Source organism: Flindersiella endophytica, from assembly GCF_054779015.1.
In genome coordinates this window covers 98,882-109,580 of record NZ_BAAGYY010000016.1, presented here as the reverse complement: position 1 = coordinate 109,580, position 10,699 = coordinate 98,882, and the positions used below count along the sequence as shown (strand labels likewise).

General features: G+C 70.2%; 10 protein-coding genes. 5 read left to right on the top strand and 5 right to left on the bottom strand.

What is annotated here, in order from left to right; genetic code table 11:
- Window positions 1–115: 115 nt before the first annotated feature.
- The 3 genes from ACYVF6_RS17830 to ACYVF6_RS17820 form a co-directional block, all read right to left on the bottom strand.
- Window positions 116–1,222, bottom strand: coding sequence for a GuaB3 family IMP dehydrogenase-related protein (locus ACYVF6_RS17830; RefSeq protein ID WP_460522591.1), 1,107 nt, complete (start codon window positions 1,220–1,222; stop codon window positions 116–118).
- 76 nt (window positions 1,223–1,298) lie between these two features.
- Entirely contained in the window at window positions 1,299–2,816 is a 1,518-nt protein-coding gene (guaB, locus tag ACYVF6_RS17825) for an IMP dehydrogenase (protein WP_460522589.1), read from the bottom strand.
- 3 nt (window positions 2,817–2,819) lie between these two features.
- Entirely contained in the window at window positions 2,820–4,094 is a 1,275-nt protein-coding gene (locus ACYVF6_RS17820; RefSeq protein WP_460522587.1) for an MFS transporter, read from the bottom strand.
- Window positions 4,095–4,176: 82 nt separating this feature from the next.
- On the opposite strand from ACYVF6_RS17820, the gene ACYVF6_RS17815 reads away from it, so the two are divergent.
- The 5 genes from ACYVF6_RS17815 (at window position 4,177) to ACYVF6_RS17795 (ending at window position 8,672) form a co-directional block, all read left to right on the top strand.
- A complete protein-coding gene (locus ACYVF6_RS17815) occupies window positions 4,177–4,725 on the top strand; it encodes a SigE family RNA polymerase sigma factor (protein WP_460522585.1) in 549 nt (182 codons plus the stop codon).
- Window positions 4,722–5,879: a WD40 repeat domain-containing protein gene (locus ACYVF6_RS17810; protein ID WP_460522583.1), complete on the top strand. Its 1,158-nt coding sequence runs from the start codon at window positions 4,722–4,724 to the stop codon at window positions 5,877–5,879. The genes ACYVF6_RS17815 and ACYVF6_RS17810 overlap by 4 nt, the downstream gene beginning before the upstream one ends.
- A 116-nt stretch (window positions 5,880–5,995) precedes the next feature.
- Window positions 5,996–6,553 (top strand): SigE family RNA polymerase sigma factor, encoded by a 558-nt coding sequence (locus ACYVF6_RS17805; RefSeq protein ID WP_460522581.1) that lies wholly within the window; start codon window positions 5,996–5,998, stop codon window positions 6,551–6,553.
- Window positions 6,550–7,746, top strand: coding sequence for a WD40 repeat domain-containing protein (locus ACYVF6_RS17800; RefSeq protein ID WP_460522579.1), 1,197 nt, complete (start codon window positions 6,550–6,552; stop codon window positions 7,744–7,746). The genes ACYVF6_RS17805 and ACYVF6_RS17800 overlap by 4 nt, the downstream gene beginning before the upstream one ends.
- 89 nt (window positions 7,747–7,835) lie before the next feature.
- Window positions 7,836–8,672, top strand: coding sequence for an exodeoxyribonuclease III (locus ACYVF6_RS17795; RefSeq protein ID WP_460522577.1), 837 nt, complete (start codon window positions 7,836–7,838; stop codon window positions 8,670–8,672).
- Window positions 8,673–8,685: 13 nt separating this feature from the next.
- Here the strand turns inward: ACYVF6_RS17795 and ACYVF6_RS17790 are convergent, their stop codons facing one another.
- The gene (locus ACYVF6_RS17790; protein WP_460522575.1) at window positions 8,686–9,240 is read right to left on the bottom strand and encodes a hypothetical protein; all 555 of its coding nucleotides are present in this window, start codon (window positions 9,238–9,240) and stop codon (window positions 8,686–8,688) included.
- A 70-nt stretch (window positions 9,241–9,310) separates the two neighbouring features.
- On the bottom strand, window positions 9,311–10,546 hold the full coding sequence (locus tag ACYVF6_RS17785) for a class I SAM-dependent methyltransferase (RefSeq protein ID WP_460522573.1): 1,236 nt from the start codon (window positions 10,544–10,546) through the stop codon (window positions 9,311–9,313).
- Window positions 10,547–10,699: the final 153 nt, after the last annotated feature.

Genomic DNA, 10,699 nt, shown 5'->3' with positions numbered 1-10,699 from the left:
AACACTCACTCACAAGCTCAATTATGGCCGCCGACAGTTCGCAGGTAGACCCGTGATTTGCCGCCGCCGGAGCGGTGAGTGCCGGACCTGATGGCCCGGAGCACTCACTTCACAGCTACTGGACGACGACCTCGATGCGCTGGAACTCCTTCAGGTCGGTGTAGCCGGTCGTCGCCATCGCGCGGCGCAGGGCGCCGATCAGGTTCATGGTGCCGTCGGACTGGCGGGACGGGCCGAACAGGATCTCCGACATGGTGCCGATCGAGCCCATCTCCACCCGCGCGCCGCGCGGCAGCTCACCGTGGTGTGCCTCCTGGCCCCAGTGGAAGCCCTGGCCCGGCGCCTCCTCCGCCCGCGCCAGCGGCGAGCCCAGCATCACCGCGTCGGCACCGCAGGCGATCGCCTTCGCGATGTCGCCCGAACGGCCGACCGAGCCGTCGGCGATCACGTGGACGTAGCGACCGCCCGACTCGTCCAGATAGTCCCGCCGCGCCGCCGCGACGTCCGCCACCGCCGAGGCCATCGGCACCGCGACGCCGAGCACCGTACGCGTCGTGTGCGCCGCTCCCCCTCCGAAGCCGACCAGCACGCCGGCGGCGCCCGTACGCATCAGGTGCAACGCGGCCTGATAGGTCGCGCACCCACCGACGATCACCGGAACGTCCAGCTCGTAGATGAACTGCTTGAGGTTCAGCGGCTCGGTCTGGTGCGAGACGTGCTCCGCCGACACCGTGGTGCCGCGGATCACGAAGATGTCGACGCCCGCGTCGACGACGGTCTTCCAGAGCCGCTTCGTACGCGACGGCGACAACGCGCCCGCCACGGTCACGCCGGCGGCGCGGATCTGCGCCAGCCGGTCGGTGATCAGCTCGGGCTTGATCGGCTCGGAGTAGATCTCCTGCATCCGCCGGGTCGCCGTGGCGGCGTCCAGGCCGGTGATCTCACCGAGCAGCGGCTCGGGGTCCTCGTAGCGGGTCCACAGGCCTTCGAGATTGAGTACGCCGAGCCCGCCGGCCTTGCCGAGGGCGATCGCCGTGTCGGGCGACATCACGGAGTCCATCGGCGCGGCGACCACGGGCATCTCGAAGCGGTACGCGTCGATCTGCCAGGCCGTGGACACGACCTCGGGGTCACGGGTGCGCCTGCTGGGCACGATCGCGATGTCGTCGAAGGAGTACGCGCGGCGACCGCGCTTGCCGCGGCCAATCTCGATCTCGGTCACCGACGAATTGTCCCAGGTGGATACGCATCCGGCCCTCCCGGGCTGGACTCGGGAGGGCCGGCACTGCGCTCTGTGGTCAGCGCGTCCAGTAGTTGGGCGCCTCGACCGTCATCTGGATGTCGTGCGGGTGGCTTTCCTTCAGCCCGGCCGAGGTGATCCGGGTGAACCGGCCGCGTTCCTGCAGCTCGGGGATCGTGCGGCCGCCGACGTAGAACATCGACTGCCGCAGCCCGCCGACCAACTGGTGCGCGACTGCCGCGAGCGGCCCGCGGAAGGGCACCTGACCCTCGACGCCTTCGGCGATCAGCTTGTCGTCGGCGGAGACATCGGCCTGGTAGTAGCGGTCCTTGGAGTAGGACCGCGCCTTGCCGCGAGAGCTCAGCGCACCGAGCGACGCCATGCCGCGATAGGTCTTGTACTGCTTGCCGTTGATGAACACCAGGTCGCCGGGGCTCTCCTCGCAGCCGGCCAGCAGCGAGCCGATCATCACGGTGTCGGCGCCGGCGACGATCGCCTTGGCGATGTCGCCGGAGTATTGCAGCCCGCCGTCGCCGATCACCGGAATGCCGGCGCGGCGCGCGGCCTGCGCGGCCTCGAAGATCGCCGTGACCTGCGGCGCGCCGATGCCCGCGACGACCCGCGTGGTGCAGATCGAGCCGGGTCCGACGCCGACCCTCACCCCGTCGGCGCCGGCGTCGACGACCGCCTGCGCACCGTCGCGGGTGGCGACGTTGCCGCCGACGACATCGACGTGTGCGGCCGCCGGCTCGACCTTCAGCTTGTGGATCATGTCCATCACGATGCTGGTGTGACCGTGGGCGGTGTCGACGATCAGCAGGTCGACGCCGGCCTCGATCAGCGTCATCGCGCGCTTCCACGCGTCCTCGAAGAAGCCGACCGCGGCGCCGACGCGGAGCCGGCCGGAGTCGTCCTTCGTGGCCAGCGGGAACTGGTCGCGCTTGACGAAGTCCTTCAGCGTGATCAAGCCCTGCAGCTTGCCGTTACCGTCGATCAGCGGCAGCTTCTCGACCTTGTGCTGCCGCAGCAATGCCATCGCGTCGTCGGCCGAGATGCCGACCGAGCCGGTGACCAGCGGCATCGGCGTCATGACGTCGCTGACGAGCTTCGTCGGGTCGGCCTCGAACCGCATGTCGCGGTTGGTGACGATGCCCAGCAGCTCGCGGTTGGGCGCGACCACCGGCACGCCGGAGATCCGGAACTGCGCACAAAGGCTTTCGGCCTCACCGATCGTGGAGTCGGGGCCGATCGTGATCGGCTGGGCGACCATGCCGGCCTCGGAACGCTTGACCAGATCGACCTGCTGCGCCTGGTCCTCGATCGAGAGGTTGCGGTGCAACACGCCAAGCCCGCCTTGGCGCGCCATCGCGATCGCCATCCGGGCTTCGGTGACTGTGTCCATCGGACTGGACAGCAAGGGAATCTTGACGCTGATCCGCCGCGACACGCGGCTGGTCGTGTCTACTTCACTGGGGATGACGTCGGAGTGCCCGGGCAGCAGGAGCACGTCGTCGAACGTAAGACCAAGGGGGGCGAACTCGGAAACTGCGGCGTCTGGGCGGGGGCTCAGGTCCATGCCTCATGCTAACGAACCGCTGCCACCTGAATCCCCACGGCTCGGTAAAGCTCCGCCACCTTCTTGGTCGTCGGCGGCTACGGCCGGCTTCGCCCGTTTCGGTCCGGGGATCCGGCGCGGAATCCAGTAGCCCAGCATGGTCGCGGCGACGACCCCGACGACGCCCATCATCGCGATTCCCGCCCACAGTGCGAACACTGCGGCGACCGCACTGATCGCCACCGGGCCGAGGCCGTTGCCGATGTCGGAGCACAGCCGCCACGCGCCGAGGAACTCCGGCCGGCGACCAGGCGGCGAGAGGTCGGCACCGAGCGTCATCACCAGGCCGCTGCCCATGCCGTTCCCGATCCCCATCAGCACGGCGACGGCAGCCAGGCCGGCGACACCGGTTGTGAGCGGCAGCAGCGCGATCGCCAGCCCGAGCAGGGCCATCGACGGCACCGCGACCCAGTTACGGCCACGTCTGTCCATCAGCAGACCTGACGGATAGAACAACAGCATGTCGACGGCACCGGCAACGCCGAAGATCAGGCTCGTGTGCGCCGGGTCCATGCCGAGATGGTCCGCCCACAACGGGATCACCACGTTGCGGGACGCACGGACGGCTCCGACCATCAGCACGCCGAGCCCGAGCGTACGCAGCACCGGGAACGAGTCGCGGCCCATCCGCAGGACGTCCTTGATGCTGCCGCGCCGGGCGTCTCCGGAGTTCGCGCCGCGCGGCTCCGGCAGTCCGACCAGCACGATCAGTGCGATCCCGACGGCCGCGATGAACAGCAGGAACGGTCCTCGTACGCCGAGCAGGCCGACCACGGCCGCGCCCACGAACGGCCCGGCGAACTGGCCGATCCGGTGCACACCGCCCAGCGTCGACAGCGCCCGTGCCCGCAACTCCGGAGCGACGGCCTCGGCGATGTAGGCCTGCCTGGCCAGCATCCACACCGAGCCCGCGAGCCCGATCGCGAAGATGCCGAGCCCGAGCGCCCACACCGACGGCGCGAACCAGCACAGCACCAGCGCCACGGCGATCAGCCCGCCGGCCGCCAGCATCGCCTTGCGCTCTCCGATCCGGGCCGCCAGCGCGCCCGCGGGTACGTCGGCGACGAGCTGGCCCAGCCCGAGGAAAGCGACGATCAGGCCCGCCGTGCTCACCGAGGCACCCAGGTCGCGCGCTGCCAGTGCGATGATCGGCGCGATCGCGCCCTGGCCGAAGCCGTAGAGGGTGGCGGGCACGTACACCCGGATACCGACTGCTCGAAGACTCAGTTCACCGGCCATCGGAAACTATTTTCCCATGCAACCTTCGCGGCACCACGTTCCATCCAGGGAACACAATGGCCGATAGCGGAGGGGCGGAGAGGTGCCTGGAAACAGCACGGAAACAAACGAGGCGTTCAGCGCCTACGTGGCGGCCCGGCAACATGTCCTGGTCCGGACAGCGTTCCTGCTGACCGGCGACCACCACAGCGCCGAGGACCTGGTGCAGGCCGCGCTTGCCCGGACCTACCTCGCCTGGGGCCGGATCCGCGACGAGTACGCGATCGACGCATACGTACGCCGGATCATGATCAACGAGCACACTTCGTGGTGGCGACGGGCCTGGCGGCACCGCGAACGCGTCACCGACCAGCTACCAGAGCCGCCGCCGGCTGCCGAGCTCGATCTCGGCCAGCGCGACGAGGTGTGGGAGCTGGTCCAGACCTTGCCACCCAAGCAGCGCGCGGTCGTCGTCCTGCGCTTCTACGAGGACCTCACCGAAGCCGACACCGCTGACGCGCTCCGATGCTCGGTCGGCAACGTGAAGAGCCAGACCAGCCGCGCACTGGCCAGCCTGCGGAAACGCCTCGCGCCGGGCTCCGGCACACCCGGCAACGGCTTCATCTCCACTGAAGGGGGGATCACGCGATGACGTCCGACCTCCAGGACAAGTTCACCGAGTCCCTGCGGCGGCACGCCGAACCAGTGAGTGCCGGCCCCGGGCTGGCGCAGTCCGCCCACCGGCGCGCGCTTCGGCTGCGGATGCGCCGGCGGATCGCGGCCGGCGCGGCCTGCCTGATCGCGCTGGCGGTCGCCATCCCACTCGGCTACAACCTGCTCGGCGGGCCGGTGCGGACCGACATCGCGCCGGCCGGCACGAACGAGGTCAGGATCGACGTCGGCACCCTGTCACGCGGCCCGGATCCCCGGATTCCGTGGTTCCAGGACGGCGCGATCCACGACGGTGACCGCACGGTTCCGATCCAGGGCCGCCCGGGCGCGACGTACTCCTTCGTGCCGACCGCGGGCGGCTATCTGCTCCTCGACGAGGACAACCAGGCGTTCCGGTGGGTCGGCAAGGACGGCGCGGTGATCAGGTCGATGCCGAACGAGGCGATCGAAGGCCTGCCCGTCGTGTCGGCCGACGGGCGAACGCTGGCCTGGACCCAGATAGTAGGAAACGGGGAGGGGTCGACGCTGGTCACCGCCGATGCCGTGACCGGCACCCTGCTGCACCGCAAGCCGGTGCCGGGGCACGTTGCCGTGGCGGTCGGCTTCATCGGCGACGCTGTGGTGTCCTCCGAGGAAGCACCCGACGGCGGTACGACCCGCTGGTGGGAACCGAAGACCGGTGTCTTCGTCACCGTCGACCACGTCGCCGCGGCGTACGGCACCAACGGCCGGAACGTGCTGGTCGCCGACTCGGCAGGCTCGCCCGTCGAGCCGTGCCTGGGAGTCTTCGATCCCACCAAGGACTCCAGCAAGCTCTGGGACAAGTGCTCACTCCAGCTCGCGCTGTACGCCTCGTCGGCGGACGGGAAGCTGCTGGCGTTCATGAGCAACGACGAGTCGCCGAAGATCTACGTCTTCGACGCTCGTACCGGAAAGCTCCGGCTCACCGTCGACGGCGTGGAGAGCGTCCACAACATGACGTTCGAGCCGGGCGGCAGCCTGCTCGTCCACGGGGCCGAGGGCACCGAGAGGTTCCTGGTCCGCTGCACGCTGAGCGGGACGTGCGAAGCCGCCTCCGACCCGATCGACGAGCGGAAGGTCCCGGCCCCGGTGCTGCCCGGGCCCAACAACTGAACCACAGGCGAAAAACACCGCGCGCCGATGAACCTCGGCGCGCGGTGCTCGCATCCTCTTCCTTTCGAGAGTTCCTTATCGAGTGGTGGACACGAGAACGTGGAGGGAGGTGGACGATGATCCAAGCCGCAACCGAACCCGGCACCACGACCGGCCGGCGGGCGACCGCCGCGGAGGTGGACGAGGAGTTCAGCGCGTACGTCGCCGCTCGTCGCAAGGCACTGATGCGGACGGCGTACCTGCTCGCGGGTGATCATCACGCCGCCGAGGACCTGGTGCAGAGTGCGCTGGCGCGCGTCTATGCGTCCTGGCGCCGGATCCGGCACAGGGGCGCGGTCGACGCGTACGTCCGCCGGACGTTGCTCAACGAGCATCTGGGCATCTGGCGGCGGGCCTGGCGACGCTTCGAGCACAGCACCGACGAGATCCCCGAGAACGCCGCGCCGCCGCCGGTGGTCGAGGACACGGACCTGGACGTCGAGCTCTGGAACGCGATCCAGGTCCTGGCACCACGGCAGCGAGCGGTCATCGTGCTGCGCTACTACGAGGACCTCAGCGTCAACGAGATCGCCAACGCTCTGGGGTGCTCGGAAGGCACGGTGAAGAGCACCTCCGCCCGCAGCATCGCGAAGCTTCGGGAACAACTCGGCACCGGCAAGGAGGTGGACCGATGACCGACCAACTCGAAGAGCGCATCAGCCGGCTGCTGCGGGAACGGGCCGGGCAGGCCGGCAGCGGTGACGAGGTGGCAGGGGTCGCCCATCGCCGAGGGCGACGGATCATCCTGCGCCGGCGGATCGTCGCCGGGGTGGCGGGTCTGGCCGCCTTGGCGGTCGCCGTCCCAGTCGGGCTCAACGCGCTCGGACCGGAGACACAGAAGATCGAGCCGATCGAGACCTCGACGCCACTCCCCCGTCGTACGCTCCCGGCCAAGGAGACCAAGGTGACGCTGGACATCGACAAGCTTCAGCAGGGCAAGACGCCCGCTGTCCCGTACTACTCCGACGGCGCGATCCACGACGGCGCGAAGACCATCCCGGTTCCCGGCGCGAAGACGGACTCCTACGTCAACTTCGTCCCGGCTGCCGGGACGTACGCCGTGCAGATCGGCGACGGGCCGGACGGGAAGAGCATGCTGCTCGACTCGAACGGCGCGAAGATCCGTGATCTGCCGGTCCTGTCGGCGCACGTGTCGTTGGTCCTGCCCGCGATCTCCGCCGACGGGCGCACTCTGGCCTGGCCCGAGTGGGACGCCAGCGGCTCGGGCGAGATGGTGGTCGCGAACGCGTCCACCGGGCAGGAACTGCATCGCCGGCGGGTCGACAGCGACCAGTTCCCGTACCCAGCCGGCTTCATCGGCCAGCAGGTCCTCCTCACCGACGACTACGGCGGCTACGTCCGGCTGTGGGAGCCGGAGAGCGGCCGGCTCAGCTCGATCGCCGGCGTACGGCACGCGCTCACCACCGACGGCAGGCAGCGGCTGGTGGCCGACGAGGACGGTCGGTACCCCGTTTTCGACGCCCGCACCGGCAGGCGGCTGTGGGACACCGCCGCGGGGATACGGCTGCTGCGTGGCGGGCAGTACGCCTACTTCGCCGACGAGGTCAGCAGGCCCGGCACCGATGAGGTGACCATGCAGACGACGATCGTCGACGCGGCGACGGGCCGGCACCTGCTGGAGGTCACAGGGACGAAGGACGGTCCCGTGGCCGCCGAGCCTGACGGGACCATCCTGTTCGGAGCGGACAGCCCGACCGGCGCTGGTGCGGCGCTGGTCCGGTGCACGATCGACGGGAAGTGCGAACGTGCGACGGAGAAGAGATCCAGCGACAACGGCTTCCCCTGGACACTGCCCTGGCCGCGCTGACGTCGCTCGCGTTCTCGTGAGCTGCGGCGGGCTCCTCGATCCGAGTGCCGGACCGGGGAGCCCGCCGGCGTTGCGGTAGAAAGGCTCGCGTGAGAGTCGCGACGTGGAACGTCAACTCGGTGGTGGCCCGGCTGCCCCGGCTGGAGGAATGGCTCGACCTCGTCCAGCCCGACGTGGTGTGCCTGCAGGAGACCAAGTGCGCGTCGGACGCGTTCCCCGGCGCCGGCGCGATCGAGCGGGGCTACGAGGTGGTGGCGCACGGGGACGGGGCGTGGAACGGCGTCGCGATCCTGTCGCGGGTGGGCTTGTCCGATGTGTCGCTCGGGTTCCCCGGACAGCCGGGGTTCGCGCGGGCCGCCGCGGGCGCCGACCCGGCCGAGCCGGCCCTGCTGGACGTGGCACCGACGCCGGTCGTCGAGGCGCGGGCGCTCGGTGCGACGTGCGGGCCGCTGCGGGTGTGGTCGGTGTACGTACCCAACGGCCGGACGCTCGACGATCCGCACTACGCGTACAAGCTCGAGTGGCTCGCCGCGCTGCGGTCGGCACTCCAGCCCGAGATCGCGGCGGCCGAGCACCTCGTACTCACCGGAGACTTCAACGTCGCCCCGACCGACGCCGACGTCTGGGACCCGTCGCTGTTCGTGGGCTCGACCCACGTCACGCCGGCCGAACGGGAGGCGCTGGCGGCGTTGCGCGAGCTCGGCCTGACCGACGTGATCCCGCGGCCGCTGAAGTACGACCAGCCGTTCACGTACTGGGACTACCGCGCCGGACGGTTCCACAAGAACCAGGGCATGCGAATCGACCTGATGTACCTCACCGCCGCCACGGCCAAGCAGGTCACCGACGCCTACATCGACCGGGACGCGCGTAAGGGCAAGGGCCCGTCCGACCACGCCCCAGTCGTCGTCGACCTGGACCTGTAGCGCCGCCGTCCGCTCAACCGGCCACGACCGCCGCCGCGAGCGCGATCCGGTGGTCCCTGGTCCAGGGCGGGCCGAGCCTCGCCCGCGGCCCGTCGAGCACCTCGCCGGCCCGCTCGCCGAGGACGTGACGAGCCTGACTCTCCACGTCGCGGGCGGTGTAGAGGTGGACCGCCCAACCCCGCGCCTCCGCGAGCTCGGCCAGCACCTGGCAGTACATGACCGAGTCGGCGCGGGAGTTGTACGGCGCCCGGCGCAGCACGCCGATGTCGCCGGGGAAGTCGAGCGGCCACGACCGCAGCGACATCGACACCATCGGCTCGGACACACCGGACAACGCGATGGACAGCTCGTCGAGCGCCGCAGCGGCCGCTCGGAAGGCCGAGGCACGTACGTTCGCCACCAGCAGCTCCGCTGCTGCGTCGTCGAGCGACCTGCTGTCGTGTTCGAACGGCGCAGTAGGCACGCCAGGCTCGACCAGCTCGATCCGCCGGCGGTCCAGCACCCGATGGCCGGCCGACGCCGTGACCGCCACTGCCCAGCCAAGATGATGAGCGATGCCGAGCCGCATGCGGCCGACCCTACCGACGCCCGGCCGCCTTGCGAACCAGCCGAAGGGCAGTCAGCACGCCGGCGCCACGTCATACCGGCTGGGCCACCGGGTCGACCAGGAGTGCGAGCGTGCGCTGTTCGGTACGGGTTATGACAAGCGTCGCGGTGGCTGGGCCGCGGGCGATCAGCTGCTTGCGTAGCTTCACCGGATCGAGGTCGAGGCCACGCCGTTTGATGGTCAGGGTGCCGACCTGCCGGGCGCGCAGCTCGCGCTTCAGCAGCTTCAGGTCGTACGGGAAGACGTCAAGCACCCGGTACGCGGTCGCGAACGGCGTGGCGGTCAGGCGATCGGACGTCAGGTAGGCGATCTTGGGGTGGAGCATGCCGCCGTCGATCAGGGGTGCGACGGCGGTGACCAGGCCGGCGCGGATGACGGCGCCGTCCGGCTCGTACAGGTAGGTCTGCGGCTCGCGGACGTCCGCCTCGCCGGGGTCGTCGGCCTCGGTCAGTGTCGCGTCCGCCGGCAGCACGGTGGCCCGGCGGCGCGCGCCGGTCGCGTAACGGCCGGACCAGAGCGCGGCCTCCTTGACCTCGCCGCGCTCGCTGACCCACTCGGCCTCGACGCCGGGCGGCACGAGCGCGTGCGGCAGGCCCGGTGCCGTCTTCACGCAGGCGTCGCCGGCGAGCACGTCCAGCACGAACGACCACGGCGGCGAATAGTCGTCGGGATCGAACGTCCGGCCGCGTGCGTTGCGCCGGGCGGGGTCGACCACGACACCGTCGTACGGCGAACGGTCGTGGGTCTCGACGTCGGCGACCTCGACCGCGACCTTTCCAGGGCGAGCGAGCCCGAGCGCGCTCAGGTTGGCGCGGGCGATCGCGGCCGTCAGCGGGTCCCGGTCGACGCCGGTCGCCTCGATGCCGGCCCGGGCCAGGCCGAGCAGGTCGCCGCCGATCCCGCAGCACAGGTCGGCGACGCTTCCGCCGCCCAGACGCCCGACGCGTCCGACGCGTCCGACGCGTCCGATGCGTTCGGCGCGGTGGGCCGCGACGGCCGCGGTCGTGGCCTGCTCCATGCCGTCGCGTGTGAAGTACATCGCAGCGGAGTCCGCGCCGAACTTCGCCGCCGCCCGTCCACGCAGCTCGACCTGGGTCAGTGCGGCAGCCACCAGCTCGGCGGGGTACGTTTTGCGTAACCGGGTCGCGACCGCGACCGCATCGCTTGCACCGGTGTACGAGGCGTGGGCCAGCTCCAGCAGCTCCTGCCCTTCCGGCCGCAGTAGCGCCTCGAACGTCGCCAGATCCAGGGCGAGCTCCCCAATCAACTCGAATCTTTTGGCACTCGGGTTGCGTGAGTGCTAAAGACGTCATAGATTCTCGTTAGCACTCTCGACCTTAGGGTGCCAGCAACGCCGCACGACACGAGGTCCGGCACCCGCGACGACGGGCCTTCGGGTCGTCCATATGGTCAGCAATCC

Coding starts and splice junctions, on each gene's coding strand:
- guaB (WP_460522589.1), bottom strand. CDS start 2,816: ATGGACCTGAGCCCCCGCCCAGACGCCGCAGTTTCCGAGTTCGCCCCC.
- ACYVF6_RS17820 (WP_460522587.1), bottom strand. CDS start 4,094: ATGGCCGGTGAACTGAGTCTTCGAGCAGTCGGTATCCGGGTGTACGTG.
- ACYVF6_RS17810 (WP_460522583.1), top strand. CDS start 4,722: ATGACGTCCGACCTCCAGGACAAGTTCACCGAGTCCCTGCGGCGGCAC.
- ACYVF6_RS17805 (WP_460522581.1), top strand. CDS start 5,996: ATGATCCAAGCCGCAACCGAACCCGGCACCACGACCGGCCGGCGGGCG.
- ACYVF6_RS17800 (WP_460522579.1), top strand. CDS start 6,550: ATGACCGACCAACTCGAAGAGCGCATCAGCCGGCTGCTGCGGGAACGG.
- ACYVF6_RS17790 (WP_460522575.1), bottom strand. CDS start 9,240: ATGCGGCTCGGCATCGCTCATCATCTTGGCTGGGCAGTGGCGGTCACG.